Annotated in this window: 26 protein-coding genes; 13 read left to right on the plus strand and 13 right to left on the minus strand. The window is 75.3% G+C overall.

What is annotated here, in order from left to right:
- The first annotated feature begins 24 nt into the window (after positions 1-24).
- From GA0070603_RS09045 to GA0070603_RS09055, 3 genes are all read left to right on the plus strand, one after another.
- A complete protein-coding gene (locus GA0070603_RS09045) occupies positions 25-1656 on the plus strand; it encodes a RecQ family ATP-dependent DNA helicase (RefSeq protein ID WP_091310109.1) in 1632 nt (543 codons plus the stop codon).
- A gap of 66 nt (positions 1657-1722) precedes the next feature.
- Positions 1723-2226 (plus strand): hypothetical protein, encoded by a 504-nt coding sequence (locus tag GA0070603_RS09050; protein WP_091321716.1) that lies wholly within the window; start codon positions 1723-1725, stop codon positions 2224-2226.
- 123 nt (positions 2227-2349) lie between these two features.
- On the plus strand, positions 2350-3390 hold the full coding sequence (locus tag GA0070603_RS09055) for an AraC-like ligand-binding domain-containing protein (protein ID WP_091321718.1): 1041 nt from the start codon (positions 2350-2352) through the stop codon (positions 3388-3390).
- 180 nt (positions 3391-3570) lie between these two features.
- Here GA0070603_RS09055 and GA0070603_RS09060 read toward each other — a convergent pair whose 3' ends face one another.
- Genes GA0070603_RS09060 through GA0070603_RS09095 form a run of 8 tightly spaced genes read right to left on the minus strand, consistent with a single transcriptional unit; the run spans position 3571 to position 12256 of the window.
- A complete protein-coding gene (locus GA0070603_RS09060; RefSeq protein WP_091310112.1) occupies positions 3571-4560 on the minus strand; it encodes a DNA topoisomerase IB in 990 nt (329 codons plus the stop codon).
- Entirely contained in the window at positions 4544-5515 is a 972-nt protein-coding gene (locus tag GA0070603_RS09065; protein WP_091310116.1) for a glycosyltransferase family 9 protein, read from the minus strand. Before GA0070603_RS09065 ends, GA0070603_RS09060 begins: the two co-directional genes overlap by 17 nt.
- Positions 5512-6219, minus strand: coding sequence for an SDR family oxidoreductase (locus GA0070603_RS09070; protein ID WP_091310120.1), 708 nt, complete (start codon positions 6217-6219; stop codon positions 5512-5514). The genes GA0070603_RS09065 and GA0070603_RS09070 overlap by 4 nt, the downstream gene beginning before the upstream one ends.
- Entirely contained in the window at positions 6216-7700 is a 1485-nt protein-coding gene (locus GA0070603_RS09075; RefSeq protein ID WP_091310125.1) for a PfkB family carbohydrate kinase, read from the minus strand. The genes GA0070603_RS09070 and GA0070603_RS09075 overlap by 4 nt, the downstream gene beginning before the upstream one ends.
- Entirely contained in the window at positions 7697-8404 is a 708-nt protein-coding gene (locus GA0070603_RS09080) for a D-sedoheptulose-7-phosphate isomerase (protein WP_091310128.1), read from the minus strand. Before GA0070603_RS09080 ends, GA0070603_RS09075 begins: the two co-directional genes overlap by 4 nt.
- Positions 8404-9621 carry a glycosyltransferase gene (locus tag GA0070603_RS09085; protein WP_091310132.1) on the minus strand — a complete coding sequence of 406 codons (1218 nt, stop codon included), beginning with the start codon at positions 9619-9621 and terminating at the stop codon, positions 8404-8406. Before GA0070603_RS09085 ends, GA0070603_RS09080 begins: the two co-directional genes overlap by 1 nt.
- Positions 9606-10580: a glycosyltransferase gene (locus GA0070603_RS09090; protein ID WP_091310136.1), complete on the minus strand. Its 975-nt coding sequence runs from the start codon at positions 10578-10580 to the stop codon at positions 9606-9608. Before GA0070603_RS09090 ends, GA0070603_RS09085 begins: the two co-directional genes overlap by 16 nt.
- Positions 10577-12256: an HAD-IIIA family hydrolase gene (locus GA0070603_RS09095; protein ID WP_091310140.1), complete on the minus strand. Its 1680-nt coding sequence runs from the start codon at positions 12254-12256 to the stop codon at positions 10577-10579. The genes GA0070603_RS09090 and GA0070603_RS09095 overlap by 4 nt, the downstream gene beginning before the upstream one ends.
- Before the next feature lie 172 nt (positions 12257-12428).
- Here GA0070603_RS09095 and GA0070603_RS09100 point away from each other — a divergent pair, with 172 nt between their 5' ends.
- From GA0070603_RS09100 to GA0070603_RS09110, 3 genes are all read left to right on the plus strand, one after another.
- A complete protein-coding gene (locus GA0070603_RS09100; protein WP_341864930.1) occupies positions 12429-12857 on the plus strand; it encodes an SRPBCC family protein in 429 nt (142 codons plus the stop codon).
- Positions 12854-13855: an SDR family oxidoreductase gene (locus GA0070603_RS09105; RefSeq protein ID WP_091310147.1), complete on the plus strand. Its 1002-nt coding sequence runs from the start codon at positions 12854-12856 to the stop codon at positions 13853-13855. The genes GA0070603_RS09100 and GA0070603_RS09105 overlap by 4 nt, the downstream gene beginning before the upstream one ends.
- Before the next feature lie 113 nt (positions 13856-13968).
- The gene (locus tag GA0070603_RS09110) at positions 13969-14736 is read left to right on the plus strand and encodes a polyprenol monophosphomannose synthase (protein WP_091310150.1); all 768 of its coding nucleotides are present in this window, start codon (positions 13969-13971) and stop codon (positions 14734-14736) included.
- Between the two features lie 264 nt (positions 14737-15000).
- Here the strand turns inward: GA0070603_RS09110 and GA0070603_RS09115 are convergent, their stop codons facing one another.
- Positions 15001-16593 carry a phytoene desaturase family protein gene (locus GA0070603_RS09115; RefSeq protein ID WP_091310153.1) on the minus strand — a complete coding sequence of 531 codons (1593 nt, stop codon included), beginning with the start codon at positions 16591-16593 and terminating at the stop codon, positions 15001-15003.
- 72 nt (positions 16594-16665) lie between these two features.
- On the opposite strand from GA0070603_RS09115, the gene GA0070603_RS09120 reads away from it, so the two are divergent.
- A complete protein-coding gene (locus GA0070603_RS09120; protein WP_091310157.1) occupies positions 16666-18099 on the plus strand; it encodes an aldehyde dehydrogenase family protein in 1434 nt (477 codons plus the stop codon).
- 60 nt (positions 18100-18159) lie between these two features.
- On the opposite strand, the gene GA0070603_RS09125 is transcribed toward GA0070603_RS09120, so the two are convergent.
- Positions 18160-18564 (minus strand): ChaB family protein, encoded by a 405-nt coding sequence (locus GA0070603_RS09125; protein WP_091310160.1) that lies wholly within the window; start codon positions 18562-18564, stop codon positions 18160-18162.
- Positions 18565-18708: 144 nt separating this feature from the next.
- Here GA0070603_RS09125 and GA0070603_RS09130 point away from each other — a divergent pair, with 144 nt between their 5' ends.
- The 4 genes from GA0070603_RS09130 (at position 18709) to GA0070603_RS09145 (ending at position 21073) form a co-directional block, all read left to right on the plus strand.
- Entirely contained in the window at positions 18709-19686 is a 978-nt protein-coding gene (locus GA0070603_RS09130; RefSeq protein ID WP_091321720.1) for a YihY/virulence factor BrkB family protein, read from the plus strand.
- 88 nt (positions 19687-19774) lie between these two features.
- A complete protein-coding gene (locus GA0070603_RS09135) occupies positions 19775-20191 on the plus strand; it encodes a DUF2795 domain-containing protein (protein WP_091310164.1) in 417 nt (138 codons plus the stop codon).
- A 55-nt stretch (positions 20192-20246) separates the two neighbouring features.
- Positions 20247-20708 carry an SRPBCC family protein gene (locus GA0070603_RS09140; protein WP_091310168.1) on the plus strand — a complete coding sequence of 154 codons (462 nt, stop codon included), beginning with the start codon at positions 20247-20249 and terminating at the stop codon, positions 20706-20708.
- 101 nt (positions 20709-20809) lie between these two features.
- Entirely contained in the window at positions 20810-21073 is a 264-nt protein-coding gene (locus GA0070603_RS09145; protein ID WP_091310172.1) for a hypothetical protein, read from the plus strand.
- Between the two features lie 47 nt (positions 21074-21120).
- Here the strand turns inward: GA0070603_RS09145 and GA0070603_RS09150 are convergent, their stop codons facing one another.
- Complete coding sequence (locus tag GA0070603_RS09150) at positions 21121-22359, minus strand: MFS transporter (RefSeq protein WP_208862845.1); 1239 nt, start codon at positions 22357-22359, stop codon at positions 21121-21123.
- 167 nt (positions 22360-22526) lie between these two features.
- On the opposite strand from GA0070603_RS09150, the gene GA0070603_RS09155 reads away from it, so the two are divergent.
- A complete protein-coding gene (locus GA0070603_RS09155; protein WP_091310178.1) occupies positions 22527-22736 on the plus strand; it encodes a hypothetical protein in 210 nt (69 codons plus the stop codon).
- Here GA0070603_RS09155 and GA0070603_RS09160 read toward each other — a convergent pair whose 3' ends face one another.
- Positions 22737-23183, minus strand: coding sequence for a hypothetical protein (locus tag GA0070603_RS09160; protein WP_091310182.1), 447 nt, complete (start codon positions 23181-23183; stop codon positions 22737-22739).
- A 164-nt stretch (positions 23184-23347) separates the two neighbouring features.
- On the opposite strand from GA0070603_RS09160, the gene GA0070603_RS09165 reads away from it, so the two are divergent.
- Positions 23348-23710 (plus strand): DUF6401 family natural product biosynthesis protein, encoded by a 363-nt coding sequence (locus tag GA0070603_RS09165; protein WP_091310186.1) that lies wholly within the window; start codon positions 23348-23350, stop codon positions 23708-23710.
- A 56-nt stretch (positions 23711-23766) separates the two neighbouring features.
- Here the strand turns inward: GA0070603_RS09165 and GA0070603_RS09170 are convergent, their stop codons facing one another.
- Complete coding sequence (locus GA0070603_RS09170) at positions 23767-24630, minus strand: mechanosensitive ion channel family protein (protein WP_091310190.1); 864 nt, start codon at positions 24628-24630, stop codon at positions 23767-23769.
- Between the last annotated feature and the right edge of the window lie 82 nt (positions 24631-24712).

Consider the following 24712-nt stretch of genomic DNA (forward strand, 5'->3'; position numbering starts at 1 on the left):
CGCCAGGGGTACCTGCGGCCACTGATGAGACTGACCACGCACTCCACGACGCTGCGCCGCGCGGCCAAGAGCCTCTTCGGCTGGACCGCCCTCCGGCCCAACCAGCTGGCCGCCATGCGCGCGGTCATGAAGCGCCGCGACGCCCTGGTGGTGCTCCCCACCGGCGCCGGCAAGTCGGCGATCTACCAGATCCCGGCCAGCCTGATTCCCGGCCCCACGGTGGTCATCTCCCCGCTGCTCGCCCTCCAGCAGGACCAGATCGCCGCGCTCAACGAGCGGCAGCGCCCCGAGCTGCGGGCGGTACGGATCAGCTCCGACGAGACCGCGGCCCAGCAGGCCGAGGCGATCGAGGAGATCCGGGCGGGGCGTGCCGAGTTCCTGTTCATCACCCCGGAGGCGCTGAGCAACCCGGACCGGCTCGCCGAGGTCCGCGGGCTCAAGCCGGCGCTGGTCGCGATCGACGAGGCGCACTGCATCTCCGCCTGGGGGCACGACTTCCGCCCGGACTACCTGGCGCTCGGGCACCTCATCGAGGGCATCGGCCGGCCGCCGGTCGTGGCGCTGACCGCCACCGCCTCCCCGCCGGTCCGCGACGACATCATCGCCCGGCTGCGACTGCGCGAACCCGAGGTGGTGGTGTCCGGGCTGGACCGCCCCAACCTCTTCCTCGAGGTGGCGCACTGCCCCACCGACGACTACCGGTGGCGGCGACTGGTCGCGCTGCTGCGCGACGACGAGCGGCCCGGCATCATCTACGTGCCGACCCGGCGGGCGGCCGAGGAACTGGCCCAGCGGCTCACCGACGCGGGCTTCCCGGCGGAGTACTACCACGGCGGGATGCCGACGGGCGCCCGCAACGACCTGCACGAGGCATTCCTCGCCGACCAGGTGCCGATCATGGTGGCCACCTCGGCGTTCGGCATGGGCATCGACAAGCCGAACATCGCCTGGGTGGTGCACATGGCACTGCCCGACTCGCCGGACAGCTACTTCCAGGAGATCGGCCGGGCCGGCCGGGACGGCGCGCCCGCCCGGGTGCTGCTGCTCTGGCGCGCCGAGGACGTCGGTCTCCAGCGCTACTTCAGCGGCGGCCTGCCCGACGAGAAGGAACTGGCCGAACTCGCCGCGCTGCTGCGTAAGCAGGCCCGGACCAAGAAGGAACTGCGCGAGCTGACCGGGCTCGGGCCGCGCAAGCTCGGCCAGTACGTCTCGCTGCTGGAGCAGGTCGGCGCCGCCGAGCCGCGCGCACGGCAGCGGATCGCCGCCCCCCGGTACGCCCCGGCGGCCGCCGAGTCCGGCCGGGCCGCGCTCGCCGAGGCGGAGCGGCAGCAGACCGTGACGCGGTCGCGCACCGACATGATGCGCGCCTTCGCGGAGACCACCGGTTGCCGGGGGCAGGCCCTGCTGGCCTACTTCGGTGAGCAGATGAGCGTGGTCTGCGGGCACTGCGACAACTGCCACGCCGGCACCAGCGTCGCCGGTGACGGCGCCGTCGGCCCGTTCCCGGTGCACAGCCAGGTGCGGCACCCGGAGTGGGGCGCCGGCCTGGTGCTCAGCTACGAGGAGGACAAGATGACGGTCCTCTTCGACGAGGTGGGCTACAAGACGCTGTCCGTCCGCGTGGTGTCCGAACAGGGCCTGCTGGAGCTGGACTAGCCTGACCCGGGCGCCGCGGGAGCGGTGCCCGTCGACAACGACGACCACGGCGAAAGGGGCTTGATCGTGATCGAGCAGCCGGCGTACACCGGGTTCGGTTTCTCCGACGAGGAGTGGGGGCTGCTGGTCGGTCTGCCGCAGGCGGTCCTCACCGCGGCGGCCGCGGCCGAGTCCGACGGCACCCGGCGCACCATGGCCGAGAACGCCGCCGGGCTGGAGACCATCGCCGCGGGCCGCGAGTCGGCCAGCCCGCTGGTGGCCGCCGTGGCCGGCGAGGTCGTGTCCCGGGTGGGCGACCCCGAGACCGGCGCGGAGCTGCCCGTCCTCACCCCGGACGACCCGCAGGCGATGATCGAGGACGTGCTCGGCCGGGCCGGGCAGGCGTCGGCACTGCTGTCCGGCAAGATCGACGAGGGCCAGGCCGGCGCGTACCGGCACTGGCTGGTGGAGATCGCCGAGCAGGTCGTGGGCGCCGCCTCCACCGGCGGCATCCTGGGCCTCGGCGGCGACGTGGTGAGCGACTCGGAGCGGCGCTTCCGCGACCGGCTCGCGCACGTGCTGAACGACTGACCGGACTGTTAACAGAATATTTCACGTCCGTCAATGACGGATATGTCACGCCCCACGAGTGCAACTCCCGGCCTCGTGGGGCGTCGTGCTTGATGAAGGGTGACGAACCACGGGGAGTCGTTCATGGACAGGGAATTGACGCGGCAGGTCTTCGACACGGAGCAGGTGCCCACCGCCGACCGCTTCGGGCTGTGGCTGGACATGCTCGCCGGCACGCCCGGGCTCATGCGGGTACGCACCGAGCACGCCGACAACTTCGTCGCGCGGTCGGAGTTCCTCGACCTGGGCCCCATGCAGCTGGTCCGCCACCGCTACCCCTCGCTGGACGGGGTGCGGAGCCGGAAGCTGATCCAGCGCTCCGACGCCGACTACTACGTGCTCGCGCTGACCCTCGCCGGCACCGGCATCGCGGACCAGGACGGGCAGCGCGGCGTCTGCCGCCCCGGCGACTTCACCTTCTACGACTGCGCCCGCCCGCAGGAGCTCAGCCACCACGGCGACGACGACAACCCCTCCGTCCGGTCGATCGTGGCCTTCATCCCGTACGAGGCGCTGCCCCTGCCCCCGCGCCGGCTCGCTCCCCTGTTCGCCGGCCGGATGTCCGGCACCGAGGGGATCGGGGCGCTGCTGTCCAACTACCTCATCCAGCTCACCGGCCATCCCGAGCAGTACCACGCGGCGGACGCCGAGCGGCTGGGCGGCGTCGGGCTCGACCTGATCTCCACCCTGCTGGGCCGGCACCTGGTCTCCGAGGACGCGGTGCCCACCGAGGTGCGGCGGCGGGCCCTGCTGGCCCAGGTGCGCTCCCACGTCCGCCAGCACCTCGGCGACGCCGCGCTGAGCCCCCAGTCGATCGCCGACGCGCACCACGTCTCGGTCCGGTCGCTGCACCGGCTCTTCGAGGCCGAGGAGACCACTGTCGCGGCGTACATCAGGGACGAGCGGCTGGAACGGTGCCGCCGGGACCTCGCCGACCCGGCGCTGGCCGACCGACCGATCCAGCTCGTCGCCGCCCGCTGGGGCTTCCGGGACAAGGCCCACTTCAGCCGCGCGTTCCGGGCCGCGTACGAGGAGACCCCCCAGGCGTACCGGGCGCGCCACCTGCAACCGGCACGGATCGTCAACACCACGGCATCCGCAATCAACTCGGAGCCGACATACTGAGTGCGGGCCGGCGGCCGGGCGACCGGTGCGGCCCACTGGTATCGGGGGGCCGTGGCGAGGCGCCCGCGGCAGCAGCTCAGCCGCGGGCGACCGCCCGGTAACGCCAGCCACCCGCCCTCGACGGCCCACACCGGTCTCCGGCCCCGTCGTGCTTCCCCCCAGGACCGACGGCGGGGCCGGTCAGGCCGCCTCCTCCTCCAGCAGCACCAGGACGGCCTTCTCCACGTCCTCGCGGGGCATGTCCGGCTGCACCGGGACCAGCACCCCGTCGTGGTAGAGGTCGACCACCCGCGGGTCCACGTAGGACGTCCGGGCCACCGTGGGGGTGTTGCCGAGCAGCTCGGCGACCGAGCGCATCACCGCCGCCACCGCCCGCTTGCGGGCCGTCGTGGAGCGCTGCGGGCCCACCGTGGCCAGCTCGGTGGCGGCCAGCACGGTGGCGTGCCAGGTGCGGAAGTCCTTGGCGGTCATTTCGCCGCCGCTGGCGTCGCGGAGGTAGTCGTTGACCTCGTCGCTGCGCACGTCCCGCCAGCTCTGGCCGTCCCAGTAGCCGAACAGGCGCTCCTCGGACCGCCGCCGGCGGCGCAGGTTGGTCAGCACCCGGCACAGCTCCGGGTCCTCGATCCGGCGGACCTGCTCGATGCCGCCCTTGGCGGGGAACTCGAAGACCACGCAGCCGCCCCGCGAGCGGGCGTGCTCGGGGCGCAGGGTCGAGACGCCGAAGGTGGCGTCCTCACCGGTGGCGTACTGGTCGTTGCCGACCCGGAACGTGCCCATGTCGAGCAGCCGCGCGACGGTGGCCAGGATCCGCTCCCGCCGCAGGCCGCGCAGCGCCAGGTCGTGGGCGACCCGGTCGCGCAGCGCGGGCAGCCGGTGGGCCACCTCCAGCACGTGGTCGAACTTGGCCTCGTCCCGCTTCTCCCGCCACTTCGGGTGGTAGAGGTACTGCTTGCGCCCCGCCGCGTCGATCCCGGTGGCCTGGATGTGGCCGTTCGCGTACGGCGAGATCCACACGTCCCGCCAGGCCGGCGGGATCACGAGGTCCCGCAGCCGGGCCAGCGCGTCGGGGTCGCGCACCGGTTCGCCCTTCGGGTCCACGAAGAGCCAGCCCTTGCCGCGCCGCCGGCGTCCGTACCCCGGCCGGCCCGGATCACTACGCCGCAATCGCACCGGACACCCGCACCGCCCGTTCCGCCTCGTCCACGGCGGCCACCACCTCGTCGACCTCGATGGCCGTCAACGTCGGGTGGGTTCCTACCCCACCGGACGCGCGCCAATCCGCGTCGGTACCGGCACGCTCGGTGGCCCCGAGCACCCGGTGCCGGGGGCGGTCGGGCGGCGGCCCCCAGTGCGCCGCCGGCACCGGCCCGAAGAGCACCACCGAGGCGGTGCCGTAGCCGGTGGCCAGGTGGGCCACCCCGGTGTCCCCGCTGACCACCAGCCGGGCGTCGGCCACCAGCGCGGCCAGCTCGGCCAGGCCGGTGCGGCCGGCGAGCACCGCGGCCGGGGGCAGCCCGGCGTCCCGGGCCACCCGGGCGGCCAGGTCCCGCTCGTCGGTCGAGCCGGTGAGCACCACCCGGTGCCCCCGGGCGGTGAGGGTCCGGGCCAGCGCCGCGAAGCGGTCCGCCGGCCAGCGCTTCGCGGGGATCTTGCTGCCGGGGTGCAGCACCGTGACGCCGGCCGGGACGGCGGCCGGGGGCGGGCGGCGCAGCGCCAGGTCGCCGGGGTCGGCCGGGAGGCCGTACCAGTGCAGCAGCCGGCACCAGCGGCGCACCTCGTGCTCGTCGTCGTCCCAGGGCGGGCCGGCGTGGTGCCCGGCCTCGGCGTTGCGGTGGGCGAGCAGCCGGCCCGGCCGGGCGGCGGCGAGCATCCGGTGCGACAGCGGGCCCCGCCCGTGCAGGTTCACCGCCACCTCCGGCGGCGGGCCGGGCCACGCCGGCCGGTCGGCCAGCCCGGGGGTGGGCAGCACCCGGTCGACCACCCCGGTCAGCTCGGCCAGCGGCGCCAGCCACGCCGGCGCGGCGAGCACCAGCTCGCGGCCCGGGAGGCCGGCGCGCAGGCCGCGCAGCGCCGGGACGGCGGTGGCCAGGTCGCCGACCCCGAGCGCCCGCAGCACCAGGATCACGGGTACGAGGACTCCTGCTCGGCGCAGACCACCATCTCGCGTACGGCGCAGCCGGCCGGCTGGGAGAGGGCGAACATGACCGCGGCGGCGGTGTCGGCCGGCTCGTTGAGCACGGCGTCCGGGCCGGGGCGGTACCGGGCGTCCCGCTCGTCGAAGAAGGCGGTGCGCATGCCGCCGGGGATGAGCAGGGTGACCCCGACCGCGCCGGCCAACTCGGCGGCGAGGGCCCGGGTGAAGCCCACCACCCCGAACTTCGCCGCGCAGTACGCGGTCGCGTCGCTGACCGCCTTCACCCCGAGCGTGGAGGCGACGGTGACGATGCTGCCCCGGGACGCCTCCAGGAAGGGCAGCGCGGCCCGGATCACCGCGGCGGTGGCGAGCAGGTCGACGGTGACGATCCGTTCCCAGGTCTCCGCCGGCACGTCGATCAGCTTCCCCGGCACGTCCATCCCGGCCGCGGTGACCACGCCGTCCAGCCCGCCGGAGCGTTCCGCGAGGTCGCGGGTGGCCGCCTCGGCGGCCCGGGTGTCGGCCAGGTCGCACTCGATCCAGGGCACCCCGTCGGCGGGGCGCTGCCGGTCCAGCACCAGGGGACGGCCGCCGGCCCGGGCCACCGCGGCGACCACCGCCGCGCCGAGCCCGCTCGACCCGCCGGTGACCAGGACGGTGGGGCCGGTCCCGGGTGGACCGCTGTGCTCGCTCATCGTGCTCCCTTCGCCGTCGACCGGACGGCCGGCTCCGCCGTCGGCACCGCCGTGCCGGGCCAGCCCGCCGTGCCCCGCCCGGCCCGGGCCGCCGCGATCATGTCGGTGGTGGAGCGGCCGTCCAGGTAGGGCACGACCACGGTGTGCCCGCCCCAGCGGGCCAGGACCTCCGCCTCGGGCAGGGTCTCGGCGCCGCCGCCGCTGGCGTAGTCGCCGCCCTTGACCCAGATGTCCGGTCGCAGCCAGGACAGCGCCGCGTGCGGGGTGGGCTCGTCGAAGATGAGCACCGCGTCGACGCAGCCCAGCGCGGCGAGCAGCCGGCCGCGGTCGCCCTGCGGCACGACCGGCCGCTCCGGGCCCTTCAGCCCGGCCACGCTGGCGTCGGAGTTGAGGCAGACCACCAGGCAGTCGCCGAGCTGCCGGGCGGCCTGGAGGGTCGCCACGTGCCCGGCGTGCAGCAGGTCGAAGCAGCCGCCGGTGGCCACGACCGTGCCGCCGGCCGCGCGTACCCGGGCCACCACCTCGCCGGAAGCGGCCGCGCCGATCCGGTCGCCGCCGCCGACGACGACCGCCGGGGAGGCGGTCCGGACCGGGGCGGGCAGCGCGGCGGCCACTCCCCCGCCGGCCACGTACGCGGACGCCTCGGCGACCGCCTCCTGGACCGCCTCGGAGACGAGGGCGCCCCGGGCCAGGGCCAGGGTGGCCGCCGCGGCGAACCGGTCCCCGGCGCCGCAGGTGTCCCCCTCGGCGGCCGGGGCGGGCACCACCAGCGGCGTGGAGCCGGCGTGGCAGAGCAGTGCGCCGTCCCCGCCCAGGGTCACCGCCACCGCGCCGGCCTGCCAGCGCCGGCGCAGCGCCTGGGCGCCCCGGGACGCGGTGACCAGCCGGGACGCGCCCGGCGGCGACTTGGCCAGCTCGCGCGCCTCGGACTCGTTCGGGGTCGCCAGACTCACCCCGGGCACCGCGGCCGGTCCACGCGGGTGCGGGTCCCAGACCACCGGCGCCCGGGTCGCGGCGAGCGCCGCGCGCAGCGCGGGATGCCGGGCGACGCCGCGGCCGTAGTCGCTGACCAGCACGGCGGAGGCGGTGGCGATCAGTCGCAGCACCGCCTCGCTGGGCTCGCCCGGGTCGCCGGCCGGCCCGCCCCGGTCGTGGCGCAGCAGCACCCGGCCGCGGGCCCGCAGCCGGATCTTCTCGGGGGTGGCCCCGGCGAGCGGCAGCGCGTACAGCTGCACGCCGGCGGCGGCGAGCAGGGTGCCGAGCCGGGCCCCGCCGGCGTCGTCGGCGACCGCGGTGACCAGCGCCACCTCGGCACCTTCGGCGGCGGCGAAGACGGCGGCGAGGCCGGCGCCGCCGGGGCGGTCGACGTGTGTGGTCTCCTCCAGCACCGGCACCGGGGAGTCCGGGCAGAGCCGGTTCACCACCCCCTCGACGTCCCGGTCCAGCAGCGTGTCACCGAGCACCACCACGGGTCCCGTCATGCTCGACCTCCTCCTCGGGCCTGCACCTTCCCGTCCGGGCCGTCGCCGAGCACCACCTCGACGCCGGCGCGCACCGTGTCGGCCGGCGTCGCGTCCGCCGCGCGGGCGGCGAGCGCCGCGGGCAGCGCCCGGTCGACGTACTCGCAGAGCACGTGCGTGGCGACCAGGTGCAGCTCCTGCACGACCTGGCTGTCCGGCGAGTCGATGGCGAGGGTCTCCGCACAGGACCCGGCGAGCGGGTTGGGGGCGGGGCCGGTGAAGGCCCAGCAGCGCAGGCCGGTGTCGCGTCCGGCCTGGGCGGCGGTGAGGAGGTTGGTGCTGGTGCCGCTGGTGGACATGAGCAGGAGGATGTCGTCGGGTCGGCCGTGGGCGCGGACCTGGCGGGCGAAGACCTCGTCGTAGCCGTAGTCGTTGCCGATGGCGGTGAGGGCGGAGGTTTCGGCGTGCAGGGCGATGGCGGACAGGGGTTCGCGGTCGTCGCGGAGTTTGCCGACGAGTTCGGCGGTGAGGTGCTGGGCCTCGGCGGCGCTGCCGCCGTTGCCGGCCACCAGCAGCCGCCCGCCGGTGGCCAGCCGGTGCGCCAGCTCCCCGCCCCAGCGGGCCAGCAGCTGCTCCGCGTCGCGCAGCGGCAGCAGCGCGGCGGCCAGTCGGGTCAGGTGGTCCTCCAGCACCGTGCCCCCGACGGCCGGCGTGGGCGCCGCCATCAGGCGACCACCCGGGTGGGCCGACGGACGGTGGCCACCTCGGCGTACAGCTCCGCGAGCCGCTCGGCCGTGGTGGACCAGGAGTAGCGGGTGCGGGCCCGCTCCAGGGCCGCGGTGGCGTAGGCGAACCGGCGGATCCGGTCGCCGAGCAACCCGCGGATCGCCGCGCCGAGGGCCGCCGGGTCGCGGGCCGGCACCAGGTCGCCGGTCCGGCCGGGCACCACCGTGTCGCGAAGGCCGCCGACGGCCGTGCCGATCACCGGTACGCCGCACGCCATCGCCTCCAGCGGGGTCAGCCCGAACGGCTCGTACCAGGGTGCGGCGACGAGCACGTCCGCCGACCGGTACCAGCGCCCCATCTCCTCCCGGGGGACCGCGCCGATCAGCTTCACCCGGTCGGCGATCCCGCAGGACTCGGCGAGCGCCCGCAGCCGCAGCGCGTACGGGTCGGTCTCCAGCAGCCCGGCGGGCGGGCCGCCGACCACCACGCACTCGGCGTCCGGCACCAGCGCGGTGGCCCGGATGACGTCCTGGAAGCCCTTGCGCTCGACCAGCCGGCCGACGGTGAGGATCCGGGGCCGGGCGCCGTCCCGTTCGGCGACCGGTCCGAGCGGCGCGAAGGTGGACAGGTTCACCCCGGACGGGACGACTGTCATCCGGGACCGGGGCACCCCCATCCGGACCAGCTCGGCGACCTCGTCCTGGCACTGGGCGACCACCCGGTCGACGGAGCGGCCCAGCCGGCGCTCGTGCGCGACGCGGCCCGGCGGGCTGGTGTCCTGCGCGCCCTGGTGGCGGCGCTTCACGGTGCCCAGGGCGTGGTACGTCTGCACCACCGGCACCCCGGTGCGCCGCCCGGCGGCGAGCCCGGCCAGCCCGCTCATCCAGAAGTGCGCGTGCACCACCTCGGGCTGCCAGTCGCCGGTGCGCCAGCGGTCGGCCAGCCACTCGCCGAACGCCGGCATGTACGGCAGCAGGTCGTCCTTGGCCACCGGCTCGGCCGGTCCGGCCGGCACGTGCACCACGTCGTACCCGTCCGGGGCGCGGACCGTCACGGGCAGGTCCACGGCGTCCAGCCGGGTGTGGACCCGGACGTCGTGGCCGGCGGCCGCGAGCGCGGCGGAGAGCTCCGCGACATGCGTGTTCTGGCCGCCGGCGTCCTCTCCGCCGAGGACGGCGAGCGGGCTGGCGTGCTCCGAGATCATCGCGATGCGCATACTTCCTCCTCCAGCAGCCGGTCCCAGTCGGCGAGGAATCGCTCCAGGCCGTAGCGGTTCCGGGCGGCGGTCCGGGCCGCGGCGCCCGCCCGGCGGGCCGCCGCCGGGTCGTCCAGCAGGCCCCGGGCCGCCTCGACGAGCACGTCGACCCGGGTGGAGAGGGCGCCGGCGGACGGCGGTACGGCCTCCACCGCCTCGGTGGTGGCCAGCGCGACCACCGGCATGCCCATGGTCATCGCCTCGACGAGGCTCAGCCCGAGCGAGGTCCACCGGCACAGGTGCAGGTACGCCCGCCGTTTCGCCAGCTCGGCGTGCATGGCGTGCTGCGGCACGTCGTCGTGGCTGGTGAGCCGGTCCGGGGGCAGGCCCAGGTGCTCGGCGAGCCCGGCCACCTTCATGCCGTAGACGTCGAGCGGCGCGAGGTCGGCGAAGCGGGCCAGCAGGTCGGTGCCGGTGACCCGCCAGCGGCGGACCGGCTCGTTGATGACGACGGCGAGGCGGTCCAGCTCGCCGGTCCACTCGACGGCCGGGGCGACCACGCCGTGCTCGACCACCGCCGTGCGGGTGCCGCCGTTGTCCCAGAACAGCTCGTTGAAGTGGGTGACGTGGGTGAGCAGCAGGTCGTCCCGGTCGGCCATGGGGTGCCGGTTGTTCGGCACGTCGCCCTTGGGGGTGTTGTGCTCGACGTAGATCGCCGGCAGGTCCCGGCCGACCCGGCGGCCCAGCCACTCGCAGGCCAGGTCGAACTCCTCGGGTCGCTGGAGCAGCACCACGTCGACGTCGGCCCGGCGCAGCTCCGCCGGGGTCACCTCGACGGCGCTGTCCGGCCACGGGTAGGTCCGCGCCCGACCCAGCCCGTACGCGCCCCGGTCCGGGGTCACCGGCACCAGGTAGCGGTGCTTGCCGTGCACGAACGACGTGGTCCACGACCCGTGCACGTGCCACACCAGGACGTTCATCCGACCACCCCGCCCGGTACGGTGACCAGCGGCTCCGGCGCGTCGGCGGGCACACCGAGCAGCCGCAGCGCCTCCAGCACCCGGCCCGGCTCGACGGCGGACAGGCAGGGATGGCCGGGGACCGGGCAGCGCACGGCGCGGGTGTCCCGGCAGGCCGCCCCGGCGTCGCCGAGCCGCACGGTGGGCACCCGGTAGGGCCCCCACTGCCCGAACGGGACGGTCGGGGCGAAGAGGCTGACCACCGGCACGCCGAGCGCCGCGGCCAGGTGCGCCGGTCCGGTGTTGCCGACCACGAGGGCGCCGGCCCGGGCGACCACCGCCGCCAGCTCGCCGAGGCCGGTACGCCCGCCCAGGTCGAGGCCGCCCGCGGCGGCCACCTGCGCGGTCAGCTCCCGCTCGTCGGGCCCGCCCGTGACCACCACCCGGTAGCCGGCCGCGCTGAGCACCCGGACGATGCGGGTGGCCAGCTCGAACGGACAGGCCCGGGTCTCCACCGAGGAGCCCGGGTGCAGCACCACGTAGCCCGGCTCGCCGGCGGCGGGCGGGGCGGGCGGCAGCCGGTCGGCGCGCAGCCGCAGCCCCGGCTCGTCCCCGGCGGGCAGGGCGAAGCCGGCCGCCGCGGCCAGCGACAGCGCCCGCTCCGGCTCGGGCACCCCGACGGGGACCCGGTGCCGGACGTCCAGCAGGGACCCGGGGTAGTCGTCGCTGATCGCGCTGATCCGCGGGACGCCGGCCATCCGGAGCAGCAGGGCGAGCGGCAGGGCCGACTGGTGGAAGGAGGTGAAGAGGACCGCCTCGTCCGCGCGGACGGCGGCGAGCCGGTCCACCAGGGCGCGCATCCCGGCCGGGTCGACCGGCGGGGCGGGGGCGTCGATCCAGGGCAGCGGCCACTCGATGATCTCGTCGACGCCGGGCAGCAGCTCCGCGGCCGCCCGGCCGCGTGGCCCGCAGAGCAGCGCCACCCGTTCCGCCCCGGCCGCCACCGCGCGGATGCCGGGGCCGGTGACCAGGACGTCGCCGGCCGCGTCGCTGCGCGCCACCAGCACCGTGCCCCGCGGGGGCGCCGGCTCGGGCGCGGCCACGAGCCGCATCCGGCCGAGGATGGTGCCGACCGCGTCCGGCAGGTCGGCGGCGACGCTCGGCGCGGCGGCCACCTCGGCCGCCCGGGTGGCCGCGGTGGGCACCAGGATCCCGGCGGCGCCCGCCGCCGCTGCGGCGGCCATGTCGGCGCCGATGTCACCGACCAGCACGCAGCGGGTAGGTGTGGTCCCGAGCGCCCGGGCCGCGGCGTGCACCAGCCCGGGGGCCGGCTTGCGGCAGGCGCAGCGGTCCGGCTCGCCGTGCGGGCAGATCTGCCAGCTGTCGAAGGGCCCGAGCAGCTCCTCCACCCGCGCGTTGACCCGGCGCAGGTCGTCGGCCGTGAAGCAGCCCCGGGCCAGGCCGGACTGGTTGCTCACCACAGCCAGGCGCAGCCCGGCCGCCCGCAGCCGGTCCAGCGCCTCCCGGGCGCCGGGCAGCGGCCGGACCTTCTCCGGGTCGCCGTTGTAGGGCACGTCCTCGACGAGCGTGCCGTCCCGGTCGAGCAGCACCGCGTCGTACAGGCCGGACGGGAACCGGTCAGCACCCGGGTCAACCCGGGCTGACCTGCACTGATCCCGCTCGTGGTCCCGTCGCACGGGCGGCGGGTTCCCGACCCCCCGAGGAGTAAACATCAACTTCGGCGGAGCCGCCTCCGCCGCTCCCGCCGGCCCGGTCCGGCGTTACCCGCCGCCGGAGAGAAGCTAACCCGGCCGCCGTTAGCGGTGGTCGGGGCGGGGGTATGGGATTGCGGTGGCGATTGTGGAGAAAGTGATCGACGCGTCCCCGCAGCAGGTCTTCGACGTGCTCGCCGACGGGTGGACGTACAGCGACTGGGTGGTGGGCACGGTGCACGTCCGGGACGTCGACGACACCTGGCCCCGGGTGGGCAGCCGGCTGCACCACAAGGCCGGCCCGTGGCCGTTCTCCCTCCAGGACACCTCCACCGTGCTGGAGTGCGACGCCCCGCACAAGTTCGTGGTGCGGGCCGGGCTGTGGCCGGCCGGCGAGGCGATCGTGGTGTTCCGCCTGGAGCCCCTCGACGGCGGCCGGACCCGGGTCACCATCGGCGAGGACTTCGCCGCCGGTCCGCTGCGCTGGGTGCGGAACAAGCTCAACGACCTGGTGCTGCACCAGCGGAACAAGGAGACGTTGCGCCGGCTCGCCGACATCGCCACCCGGCAGAAGGCGGACCGGTGACCCAGCGGGTGGTGATCACCGGGGCGAGCGCGGGCGTCGGGCGCGCGGTGGCCCGGGCGTACGCGGCGCGCGGCGCGCGGCTGGCCCTGCTGGCCCGGGGCGCCGCCGGGCTGGCCGCCGCCGAGCGGGACTGCCGCCGCCGCGGCGCCGCCGAGGTGCGCACCTACCAGGTGGACGTGGCCGACGCCGGCGCGGTGCAGCGTGCCGCCGACGACGTGGCGCACCGCTACGGCGGGCTGGATGTCTGGATCAACGACGCCATGGTCTCGGTCTTCGCCCCGGCCTGGGAGATCACCGCGGCCGAGTTCCGCCGGGTCACCGAGGTCAACTACCTGGGCACCGTGCACGGCACGCTGGCCGCCCTGCGCCACATGCGCGCCCACGGCCGCGGGGCGATCGTGCAGGTCGGGTCGGCGCTGGCCTACCGGGGCATCCCGTTGCAGTCGGCGTACTGCGCGAGCAAGCACGCCGTGCAGGGCTTCAACGACTCGCTCCGGGCCGAGCTGCTGCACGACTGCCCGGGGGTGAAGCTGTCGATGGTGCAGCTTCCGGCCGTCAACACCCCGCAGTTCTCCTGGGTCCGCACCCGGCTGCCCCGGCACCCGCAGCCGGTGCCGCCGATCTTCGCGCCGGAGGTGGCCGCGCGGGCGGTCGTCTGGGCCGCCGACCGCGGACCGCGCGAGCTGAACGTGGGCGGCCCGACCTGGCGGGCCCGGCTGGGCAACGTCCTGTTCCCCGGCCTGCTCGACCGGAAGCTGGCGCGGGACGGTTACGACAGCCAGCAGACCGACACGCCGATCGACCCGGCGACCTGGCGCGACAACCTGGACCGGCCGGGCGACGACGAGCGGGACCGGGGCGCCGAGGGGGTGTTCACCGACCGGGCCCGCCGGCACTCGGCGGCACTCTGGGTGAGCTCGCACAAGCCGGCCGTGTCCGCGGTGACGCTCGGCGGGCTGCTGCTGGCCGCCGGCGGGCTGGCCCGCAGGCTACGCTGACCGCCCGCGGCGGCGTACGGGCCGGAATCCTCCGGCGGGCGTCTGTGCGGACCGCACGGAGAGGACTGGCTACCCTCTCAGGTGAACCTGTCGGCCGACCGAGGATGTCCGTGATGATCGAACCCGTGCAGTTGCCCTCCCCGTGGCGCGACGCACGCCTGACCGTCGTCGTTCCGACCTACAACGAGGCGGGCAACCTCCCGACGCTGGTCGAGCGCCTCCTCGCGCTGCCGCTGCCCGGGTTGAAGGTGCTCGTCGCGGACGACAACTCCCCCGACGGCACGGGCGAGGTCGCCGACAAGCTGGCCATCGAGCACCCGGAGCGGGTGCTGGTGGTGCACCGCCCGGGCAAGGAGGGCCTCGGCCGGGCGTACGTGGACGGCATCGGGCGGGCGCTGGACGACGGCGCCGACTACGTCGCGCAGATGGACGCCGACCTGTCGCACCCGCCGGAGGCGCTGCCCGGCATGCTGGGCGCGCTGCTCTCCACCCAGGCCGGCGTGGTCATCGGCTCGCGCTACGTGCCCGGCGGCGAGCTGGACGAGAACTGGCCGCTCTACCGTCGCGCGCTCAGCGGCTGGGCCAACCTCTACGTGCACACCCTGCTGCGGGTGCGGATCCGCGACCTGACCGCCGGGTTCAAGATCTGGCAGGCCGACGCCCTGCGCGACATCGGCCTCCAGCGGGTGCAGTCCAACGGCTACAGCTTCCAGGTGGAGATGCACTACCTGGCCACCAAGCGGGGCCACACGATCCTGGAGGTGCCGATCCGCTTCGAGGAGCGCCGCGAGGGCATCTCGAAGATGACGACGGCCACCAAGATCGAGAGCGCGCTCATGCCGTTCAAGCTGCGCACCCGGCACCGCAACCTCGACAGCTGACCCGCCGGCGCCCACCGCACGGACACCGGCCTCACGCCGCGTCATGACGACGCAGCGTGAGGCCTTTCCGTCGGGCGGCCACCACCCCGCAGCCGCTTTGCTCTGCAGCCATCACCGCAACACGCACCTGACCTGGGCGGCGCGAAGCGGCCCGGCCGCCGCGCCCGCGCGAGCCGGACACGGTGCGTGACCGCTGCGCCCGAACCATCGGGCGTCAGCGGTAGGGCCGGAGGCGAAGGCGCAGCCCCCGCACGCGCCGGACGGTCAGCGGTAGACGGTGCGGTGCGCGGCGCCGATGACGCCCGCGTAGAGGTCGCCGGTGAGCAGGCGGTCGCGGGCCAGGGCGGCCCGGGCCGCGTTCGCGCCGGGCGCGCCGTGGACGCCGCCGCCGGGGTGCGCCGAGGCGCTGGCCAGGAAGAGCCGGTCCACCGGGGTGTCCGCACGACCCAGGCCGGGGATCGGCCGCAGGAAGAGCTGCTGGTACGCGGCCGCGGTCCCCCCGCCCAGCGCGCCACCGACCAGGCTCGGCTCGGCGTCCTCCAGGTCGGCCGGGCCGGCCACGTGCCGCCCGACGATCAGCGACCGGAAGCCCGGGGCGGCGTCCTCCAGCACCTCCTCCATCCGCTCCACGTGCCCGGCGACCTCCTCGGCCCGCCAGTCCCGCCGGAACGGCAGGTGGGTGTAGGACCAGAGCGACTCGGTGCCGGGCGGTGAGTGGCTCGGGTCAGCCACCGACATCTGCCCCACCAGCAGGAAGGGGTCCCGGGGCAGCTCGCCGCGGGCCAGCGCCCCCGCGTACGCGGTGAGCCCGTCCAGGTCGGCGCCGAGGTGGACGGTGCCGGCGCCGGCCACCGCCCGGTTCTTCCACGGCACCGGCGCCGACAGCGCCCAGTCCACCTTGAGCGTCGAGCCGTCCCACCTGAAGTGCGCGAGATCCTCGACCAGCCGGGGTGGCAGCGCCGCCGCGCCGACCAGGTCGAGGTAGAGCGCCGGGGCGGGGACGTCGGCGAGCACCGCCCGGCGGGCCCGCCAGTCGGCGCCGCCCGCGGTGCGTACGCCCATGGCGCGGCCCCGGGCGGTGAGCACCCGGTCGACGCGGGCGCCGTACTCGATCCGGCCGCCCCGCTCGACCAGCCGGGCCACCAGCGCGTCGGTGATCTTCTGCGCGCCGCCGACCGGAACCGGCCAGCCGACCTGCTGGCCGAGCATGGCCAGCAGCCAGCCGTACACCCCGGAGCCGGCCTCCTCGGGCGACAGGTCGGTGTGCAGGGCGCACCCGGCCAGCAGCGCCGGACCGCCCTCGCCGGCGAAGAGTTCGTCGCCGAGCTTGCGTACCGGCACCACGAGCCGGCGGGCCAGCCGCAGCGCGCCGGAGACCTTCAGCCGGCGCAGCAGGGTCAGCCCGCCGCGTACCGGCGGGAACGGGCTGGTGATGGTGCCGAGCATCGGCTCGGCCACCTGGAGCCAGTCCGCGTACGCGTGCCGCCAGCGGTCGCCGTCGCCGGGTGCGAACGCCTCCAGTGAGGCCGCGGTGACGTCGAGGTCCCGGTTGACCACTGCCGCGCGGCCGTCCGGGAGCAGGTGGGCCAGCACGTCCGGTGAGTGGGTCCAGGACAGCCCGTGCCGCTCCAGGCCCAGGCCGCGCAGCACCGGCGAGGCGTACCCGAGCGGGTAGAAGGAGCTGTAGAGGTCGCTGAGGTAGCCGGGGGCGGTCACCTCGGCGGAGCGCACCGCCCCTCCGGGGACCTGGGTGGCCTCCAGCACCAGCACGTCCCAGCCCGCGTCGGCCAGCAGGTTCGCGGCCACCAGCCCGTTGTGCCCGGCGCCGATGACGACGGCGTCCGCGGTCGAAATCATCCGATCCGCCTACCCGGCCGGTTACCGGGCGAAACGCGTTTGCCTCGCCGGGGTCGGGGCATCCACTGCCGCATGTACACGGTTGCGCAGCTCATAGGTGGAGTCTGGGGTGCCGGTGGTGAGGGGGGCGAGCTGGTCGTACACGATCCAGCCGACGGCTCCCCGGTGACCACCGTGCCGGTGGCGACGGCGGACGAGGTGGCCAAGGCGGTCGAGGCGGCCCGCGGCGCGGCGGCGGAGTGGGCGGCGACGGCCCCGGCGGAACGGGCGGCGGCGCTGCACCGCGCGGCCGACGCGGTCGAGGCCGCCGCCGACGAGCTGGCGCAGGCCACCACGGCGGAGATGGGCAAACCCCTGGACGACGCGCGCGGTGGCGTGGCGGCGGGCATCGGCACCCTGCGACAGTACGCCGAACTCGGCCCGGTGCGGGGCGGGCGTACCCTGCACGGCGCTCCCTCGGCGCTGGACTTCATGGCCCCCGAGCCACGCGGCGTGGTCGCCGCGATCACCCCCTGGAACGACCCGGTGGCGGTGTCCTGCGGCCTGCTCGGCGCGGCCCTGGTCACCGGCAACGTGGTGCTGTACAAGCCGAGCGAGCGCACCCCGGCGACCGGCTGGCTGCTGGCCCGGGCCCTGGACCAGGCGCTGCCGGCCGGCGTGCTGTCGCTGCTCACCGGTGGCGCCGAGGTGGGCGCGGCGCTGGCCGGCCAGGACGTGGACGTGGTGGCCCACGTCGGCTCGACCGCCACCGGCCGCGCCATCGCCGCCGCCGGCGCCCGCACCGGCGCGAAGGTGCTGCTGGAGAACGGCGGCAGTGACCCCCTCGTGGTGGACGCCGGCGTGGATCCGGTCTGGGCGGCCGAGCAGGCGGCGCTGGGCTGCTTCGCCAATGCCGGGCAGATCTGCGTCGCGGTGGAGCGGATCTACGTGCACCGCGACGTGGCCGAGGACTTCGTCGACGCGCTGGTGGAGCGGGCCGAGGCCCTTTCCGTGGGCCCCGGCCGGGACCCGGGGACCCAGCTCGGGCCGCTTGTCGACCGGCGGCACCGGGACCACGTGCACGGCCAGGTCACCGCGGCGGTGGCCGAGGGGGCGCGGGTACGCACCGGCGGCTCCGTGCCGGACGGGCCGGGCGCGTTCTACCCGGCGACGGTGGTCAGCGACTGCCGGCACGAGATGGTGCTGGTCCGCGAGGAGACCTTCGGCCCGGTCGCCCCGGTGGTCGTGGTCGACTCGTTCAGCGAGGGTCTGCGCTGCGCGGCGGACTCCCCGTACGGGCTGGCCGCCACGGTCCTGACCGGCTCGATGAGCCACGCGCACCGGGCCTGGCGGGAACTGCCGGTGGGCACGGTCAAGGTCAACGCGGTGTTCGGGGGTGCGCCGGGTGGCGCCGCGCAGCCGCGCCGCGGCAGCGGCCAGGGCTTCGGGTACGGCCCGGAGCTGCTGGACGAGTTCAGCACGGTGAAGGCGGTGCACATCGAGGCCCCGGGCGGCGGCCACTGGTGAACGCGACGACGGGAGCCCGGGACCTGCGCGGTTCCGGGCTCCCGTGTCGTCGCGGGCAAGTCAGCGGCCGCCGCGCGCCTCGCGGGTGGCCTTGTCGTTCGCCTTCTCGATCGCCTTGACCAGTTCCGGCTTGGTCATCCGGGACCGGCCCGGCACGTCGAGCTTCTTGGCCACCTCCATGAGGTGTTCCTTCTTCGCGTTGGCGTCCACCCCGGCGGCCGTGGGAGCCCGCCGGGCGGGGCCACCGCCGGCCGCCTGCCGGTCGCTCGGGCCCTTGCGCCCCTTCGGCTCCCAGTGGTCGCCGACCTTCTCGAACTCGTGCTTCACCGCGGCGAAGGCGGTGCGGTGCGCCCGCTCCCCCTCGCCGTACGTCTCGACCGCCGAGTCGTGCGTCTTCTCCCAGGTGCGCTGCGCCTTCGCCGGGGAGCGTCGCAGCGTGCTGGGCAGTACCTCGCGCCCGGGCATCTCGTCCTCCTCCGTCTGCGTCGATCCGATATCCGTTCCCGGTGGGCCACCGCGCAAACCGGCGGCCGGTTTGTCGATTTCCGTCGTGGGGTACCGCCGGGCCACGTGCCGGAGGTGCGCCCGGCGCGCGCGGAGGAGGCGGTCATGGCGGCGACGACGGATGCGGAGGCCGGCGGCCGGCAGCGGGCTCGGATCCCCCGCCGGGTACGCCAGTTGAGCTGGGCCACCTGGCGCGGGGTGCTGGTCCGCGCCGGGCGCAACTTCGTGAAGGACAACTGCGCGGACTGGGCCGCCGCGCTCACCTACTACGGGGTGCTGGCGCTCTTCCCCTCGACGATCGTGGTGGTCGCCCTGGTCGGGCTGGTCTCCGACGGGCCGCGCACCGTGGACACCGTGATCGACCTGGCCCGGGAGATCGGCGCCGGTTCGGTGGTCGGCAACGACGCCTTCGTCACCGTGGTGCGCAACGTGGTGGAGCAGCAGGGCTCGGCGAAGGTGCTGCTGAGCTTCGGTCTGCTCGGCGCGCTCTGGTCGGCGTCCGGGTTCATCGGCGCGTTCACCCGGGCCTCCAACGCGATCTACGGCGTCGAGGAGGGCCGGCCGTTCTACCGGCTGCGGCCGGTGCAGATCGGGCTCGCCGGGGTGTCGTTGGTGCTGCTCGCCGTGGTGGCGGTGGGGCTGATCGTCAGCGGCCCGGTCACCGACTTCGTGGGCGACCGGCTGCACGCCGGCGGGCTGACCCGCACCGTGTGGACGGTGGCGAAGTGGCCGTTGCTCGCGCTGGTGGCGATGACCCTGCTGTCGCTGCTGTTCTGGATCGCCCCGAACGTCCGGCAGCCCTGGTTCCGCTGGCTCACGCCGGGCGGGGCGCTGGCCCTGCTGGCCTGGGTGGTCGCCTCCTTCGGCTTCGGCCTCTACGTGGCCAACTTCGGCTCGTACGACGTGACGTACGGCAGCCTGGGCGCGGTCATCGCCTTCCTGGTGTGGCTGTACCTGTCGAACTGCGCGCTCATGCTGGGCGTGCAGGTCAACGCGGAACTCCAGCGGGGCCGGATGATCCAGGCCGGCGTCGCGCATCCGGACGAGCCGGTCCTGGCGCCCCGTGCCCCGGCCGACTCCTGACCGGGATTCGTCCCGTTTCCGGAGCCGATGACCGGCTCGACCGGCGGCCGTCGGTTTACCGGCGGCCCCCTCGGGCATGTCTGTCGGCATGGAACGAGTCAGCAGCAAGCACTCGCCCAGGGTTGACGACAACATGGCTCAGGACGTCAGCGGCCTGGTCCAGGGGCCGGGAGCCGCGGGCTCCCGCGTCCAGGAGTCCCGCCAGCCGGAGCCGGCCGGCGAGGACCAGCCGGAGCCGAAGACGCTCACGGCCGGCCCGAGCCGCGGCGGCAACCCGCAGGGAATGAGCATGGACGACGTCGAGGCGCGCAGTCGGCTCGGCCGGTTCATCACCATGAGCGCCCTGCCCGGCGACCGCGACACGCTGGTGGCCAACGCCCGGGAGAACCAGGCGCCCGACGACATCATCACCGCCCTGGAAGGACTGCCCGAGGGCACCCGCTACCAGACGGTTTCCGAGGTGTGGGCGGCACTGGGCCACAAGAACGAGACGACGCGCTGGTGACCGGGCCGGATCACCGGCCTGTGACAGAGAACCGGCGGAACAGGAGGAATCTCAGATGAGCGGCGTTATGGAACACGTGGACGTGGCCGTCCCGATCCGGACCGCCTACGACCAGTGGACGCAGTTCGAGGAGTTCCCGCACTTCATGGAGGGCGTGCAGGAGGTTCGGCAGCTCTCCGACACGATGACCCACTGGACGGTGGAGATCGCGGGCGTGAAGCGCGAGTTCGACGCCGAGATCACCGAGCAGTTGCCGGACGAGCGGGTGGCGTGGCGCTCCACCGGGGGCACCCAGCAGGCCGGTGTGGTGACCTTCCACCGCCTGGACGAGGGGAACACCCGGGTCACGCTGCAGATGGAGTTCGAGCCGCACGGCGTGGTCGAGAAGGCCGGCGACAAGCTGGGCGTGGTGGACCGACGCACCAAGGGCGACCTCACGCGGTTCAAGCAGTTCATCGAGCGGCGCGGTCAGGAGACCGGCGCCTGGCGCGGCTCGGTCGACCGACCGACCCCCTGACCCGTCCCCCTACGCGAACCTCGATGGCCGCCGGTGCTCCGGCGGCCATCGCCGCGTCCGGCGGGCCGTTTGCGATCATCCGGCCCGGGTACCGCAGGGGAATGACCGACAACGACAGCCACGTGTGGCGCGACGAGGAACGCACTCCCCTGCACGAGCTGGACCGGGCGATCGCCCGGTCGACCCTCGACGGGCAGGCCGACGACGCCACCGGCAACGACGCCGGTGAGGAGGCCGCGTTCGGGCACGGGCCGGAGGCGGTGGACCGGGGCGCCGGCCCGGAGGCCGAGCGGCGGGAGATGACCGACGCGGACCGGGCGTACCGGCCGTCGACCACCGGCCGGACCGGCCCGGACACCATGTGAGCCCGTCCCCCGGGCGCGCGGGCGTGGCCCGGGGGTGCGATCGTCGGTCAGGCCGCCGGGAGGGCGCGGCGGTCGCCGGCGGCGTGCAGGGCGACGAGCGCGACCGTGAGCACCACAAGCGTCGGGCCGAGCGCGGCCACCGAGACCCGGGCCAGCAGCACCCCGACCGCGGCCGGCACCAGGGCCGCGCCCAGGCCGGCCGCGCCGATCTGCAGGCCGATGGTCCGGTCCGCGTGGTCGCGGCCCACCCGTTCCGCCGTGGTCAGGGTGAGCAGCGGGAAGACCGGGGCCGCCGCGAAGCCCACCACGAGCAGGCCGGCGACGGTCACCCAGCCCGGCGCGGGCAGCGCCACGAGCACCGCTCCCCCGGCCATGCCGAGCAGGCTGCCGCGCAGCACCCGGGCGGTGCCCAGCCGCTCCGCGACCACTCCCTGCACGACCCTCCCGACGAACAGGCTGCCCCAGTAGCCGGAGACGCAGAGCCCGGCGACCGCGGCGGAAAGCCCCCGACCCTCGGTGAGCAGCAGGAACGCCCAGAGGCCGGTGGACACCTCGATGGCCACGTAGACGGCGAAGGCGGCCCCGCCGAGCCAGACGGCCGGCAGCCGCAGCGTCGCGCCGACGGAGCTCCGGCGGGCGGCCGGCGCGGCCTCGGCGGGCCCGCCGGGCACCACCTGCGGGGCGATCGGATCGGGTGGCAGGGGCGCGCCGGCCGGCGGGCCGGCCCGCCAGAGCCGCACGGTGAGCGCGAACGCGGTGGCCAGGGCGAGCTGGGCGGCGGCGACCACGGCGTACCCCCAGCGCCAGCTCAGGCCGGCGCCGAGCACCGCGGTCATGATCAGTGGACCGATCGCCACGCCGAGCCCGAAGAACGCGTGCATCCAGTTCATGTGCCGGGCGCCGAAGGCGGCGGCGGCGTACGCGTTCAGCCCGGCGTCGATCGCCCCGGAGCCGAGCCCGAGCACCAGCGCGAAGCCCACCATGACGGCGAGCGCGGGGGTGGACGCGTAGCCGGTCAGGGCGACGCCGGCCAGCACGGTGCTGCCGGCGAGCAGCCAGCCGACGCCGAGCCGGGCGAGCGTGAACCCGGCGAGCACGCTGGAGGTCAGGTAGGCCACCGTGCCGGCCGTGAGGACCACGCCGACGGCCTCGGTGGGCACTCCCAGGTCCCGCCGGATGGAGGGCCAGCCGACCCCGATGAGGCCGTCGGGCAGGCCGAGGCTGACGAAGGCGAGGTAGGCCAGGAGCAGCAGCGCGGGGCGCGGTGGAGCGGGAGGGCGGGACACGGGGACCCATCCTGCCCGGCCCGTCGGGCCGGCCCGGGCGGTGGGTGACCGGGCCCTCAACCGAAAGGATAAAAAGTGCAATACGGACGGTCGAGATAACGGACAGCCCATCCAGAATCGGCCGAACGGCTGACGGCGATGCCCCTGTCCCGCGCAAGACTTTCGGGATGCAACAGGGCTCCGGTTTCCTCTCCCAGCGTCAGCGCCGCCTGGCGTGGCTCGGCTTCCTGCTCGCCGCGATCCAGGCGCCCGTCGCCGCCAAGCTGGTCGACGACAGCTCCTGGCTGTTCAGCCTCGTGGTGGCGCTCATGGTGGCGACCGTGATCATCGCCGACGACGGCGTCCGCCGCACGGCGCAGGCCCACTCCTCGGACTGATCAGCCCTCGGCCGGGCGCGCCTCGTGACCCGGCCGCCCCGGGCTGCGGCGGCGTTCCTTCATCTCGGCCTCGTAGAGGTGCCGACGGCCGTCCACCAGCTCGTCGCGGGCCTGCCGGTCCAGCTCCCGGAAGAGCGCGTAGTACCCGTCGTCGAAATCCTCGACGATCTGGAAGGTCCAGCGGCCCGCGATGACGTTGCGGCCGAGCAGATCCCCCTCGATCCGCTCGGCGAGCCGTGGATGCCCGGCGGAGCGGAACAGCGACACCGCGTCGTCCAGCATCAGGTCGGCGTGCCCGATCAGCTGGTGCAGCGAGTAGAGGTGGCCGCGGGCCCGCTCGACGCACTCCAGCGCCTCGCTGAGCTTGCCCAGGGCCTCGACCGTGGCGTCACTCACGCCGGCCGGCCGGCGGTGCGCCTGGTCCGGTCCGTCCGCCTGCTGTCCCATTCCGTTCCTCCGCGGGGTCGGCTGCGCGGTCTGCGCGGTTTCCTTCTGCCCCCGGACGCGCGGCTCAATCCCCGCGGCCGGGGGCCCGGCATCAGCCGGACGACCCGGGCATCGGCCGGTCGGCCGAGGTCGCCCCGCTCCCGGCGCGGCTAGCCTCGGTCACCATGCGTGTGCCGAACAACCGGGTGGCGACCCGTTCCGCGGCGGTGGCCGCGAGGTCCAGCCTCACCACGCTCACCGCCGTCGTCGGCACCGCCGGCCTCGCGGCGGCCGCTGCCAACCCCGGCCTGCTCGCCGCGGTCGACCAGCACGCCGCCGCCGTCCGCGACAGCCTGCACGGCGACCGCCGCGGGCTGACCGTGGCGGCGCTCGCCGGGTACGCCGAGGGCATGCGCGACGCGGCGCGGGAGCACGGCTGGGTGCCGCCGGCCGAGCCGATCGACTGGTCGGAGCCGGACTGGGTGCTCACCCGCCTGCTCGCCGTCTGCCTGCTGACCCGCGCGCTGGACCCCCGCGACCTGGCCTGAGACACGGCGGAGGGTGCCCGCGATCGCCCCGCGGACACCCTCGTCGCCCCGTTCTCTCAGCCGTTCGGCCGGCGGAACTGCTGGGTCTCGTCGCCCACGTTGCCGGACCGGTACGTGCCCTGCGCGCCGGACATCGACGACTGCGGCATGGCCGGGCTGGGCTGGCCGCCCCGGTCGGCCATCTGCCGCTCGTAGTCGCTGCGACCGGCGCCCTGCGCCTGGCGCTGCTGCTGGAACGCCCGGGACTCCTCGGCGGCCCGGTTGAGCCACCCCTCCCAGCGGTTCTGCATCGGCTTGATGAGACCACCGCCGACGCCGACCACCAGGATGCCCGCGATCGTTCCGAGGAACGCGATGAGCACCGGCGTGGTGACCGTGGTGGCGATGCCCACCTGGTTCAGCGCGGCGATCACGCCGAGCGCCAGGATGAAGACCGCCGTCAGGTCCGCGAGCACCCGTCCGTACGAGAGCCCGCCGAGCGCGCCCGAGACCAGGTCCCGCACCGCGTTGGCGATGGCCGCGGCGATGACCACGATGACGATCGCCACGAAGGCCCGCGGCAGCCACGAGACCACGCCACGGATCAGGTCACTGATCGCGTTGGGTCCCCACACCCCGAAGGCGAACTGCAGGGTGAACAGCAGGACCGCGTAGTAGGCCAACTTGGCCAGGATGTCGCTGGCGTCGTATCTCGTGCGTTCGAGCGCGCGTTTGATGCCGCCACGTTCGACGGCGCGGTCGAACCCCACCCGTTCCAGTGCCGCGTCCACGATTTTGAGGACGGCTCGGGCGATGAGCCAACCCACCACGAGGATCGCGATGAACGCGATGGCCCTCGGGATGAAGAGCAGCACCGACCTCCAGAAATCGGTCAGGGCGTCACCGATGTCGGCCTGCCCGACCGCGAGGGTTTTCGGCATGTTGTCCCTCCTGTCGCGTGAACTGCGCCGCCCGCATACCCGGTGGTTTCGGCAGCACGCCGGGCCGACCGGGGGCAATTTC

This window comes from Micromonospora chersina (assembly GCF_900091475.1).
Taxonomy (GTDB): domain Bacteria; phylum Actinomycetota; class Actinomycetes; order Mycobacteriales; family Micromonosporaceae; genus Micromonospora; species Micromonospora chersina.

Bases quoted from the DNA above. Each gene is read 5' to 3' on its own strand.
- GA0070603_RS09045 (WP_091310109.1), top strand. From the start codon at position 25: ATGAGACTGACCACGCACTCCACGACGCTGCGCCGCGCGGCCAAGAGC.
- GA0070603_RS09055 (WP_091321718.1), top strand. From the start codon at position 2,350: ATGGACAGGGAATTGACGCGGCAGGTCTTCGACACGGAGCAGGTGCCC.
- GA0070603_RS09070 (WP_091310120.1), bottom strand. From the start codon at position 6,219: ATGAGCGAGCACAGCGGTCCACCCGGGACCGGCCCCACCGTCCTGGTC.
- GA0070603_RS09075 (WP_091310125.1), bottom strand. From the start codon at position 7,700: ATGACGGGACCCGTGGTGGTGCTCGGTGACACGCTGCTGGACCGGGAC.
- GA0070603_RS09080 (WP_091310128.1), bottom strand. From the start codon at position 8,404: ATGGCGGCGCCCACGCCGGCCGTCGGGGGCACGGTGCTGGAGGACCAC.
- GA0070603_RS09085 (WP_091310132.1), bottom strand. From the start codon at position 9,621: ATGCGCATCGCGATGATCTCGGAGCACGCCAGCCCGCTCGCCGTCCTC.
- GA0070603_RS09090 (WP_091310136.1), bottom strand. From the start codon at position 10,580: ATGAACGTCCTGGTGTGGCACGTGCACGGGTCGTGGACCACGTCGTTC.
- GA0070603_RS09110 (WP_091310150.1), top strand. From the start codon at position 13,969: ATGATCGAACCCGTGCAGTTGCCCTCCCCGTGGCGCGACGCACGCCTG.
- GA0070603_RS09115 (WP_091310153.1), bottom strand. From the start codon at position 16,593: ATGATTTCGACCGCGGACGCCGTCGTCATCGGCGCCGGGCACAACGGG.
- GA0070603_RS09120 (WP_091310157.1), top strand. From the start codon at position 16,666: ATGTACACGGTTGCGCAGCTCATAGGTGGAGTCTGGGGTGCCGGTGGT.
- GA0070603_RS09125 (WP_091310160.1), bottom strand. From the start codon at position 18,564: ATGCCCGGGCGCGAGGTACTGCCCAGCACGCTGCGACGCTCCCCGGCG.
- GA0070603_RS09130 (WP_091321720.1), top strand. From the start codon at position 18,709: ATGGCGGCGACGACGGATGCGGAGGCCGGCGGCCGGCAGCGGGCTCGG.
- GA0070603_RS09135 (WP_091310164.1), top strand. From the start codon at position 19,775: ATGGAACGAGTCAGCAGCAAGCACTCGCCCAGGGTTGACGACAACATG.
- GA0070603_RS09140 (WP_091310168.1), top strand. From the start codon at position 20,247: ATGAGCGGCGTTATGGAACACGTGGACGTGGCCGTCCCGATCCGGACC.
- GA0070603_RS09145 (WP_091310172.1), top strand. From the start codon at position 20,810: ATGACCGACAACGACAGCCACGTGTGGCGCGACGAGGAACGCACTCCC.
- GA0070603_RS09155 (WP_091310178.1), top strand. From the start codon at position 22,527: ATGCAACAGGGCTCCGGTTTCCTCTCCCAGCGTCAGCGCCGCCTGGCG.
- GA0070603_RS09160 (WP_091310182.1), bottom strand. From the start codon at position 23,183: ATGGGACAGCAGGCGGACGGACCGGACCAGGCGCACCGCCGGCCGGCC.
- GA0070603_RS09165 (WP_091310186.1), top strand. From the start codon at position 23,348: ATGCGTGTGCCGAACAACCGGGTGGCGACCCGTTCCGCGGCGGTGGCC.
- GA0070603_RS09170 (WP_091310190.1), bottom strand. From the start codon at position 24,630: ATGCCGAAAACCCTCGCGGTCGGGCAGGCCGACATCGGTGACGCCCTG.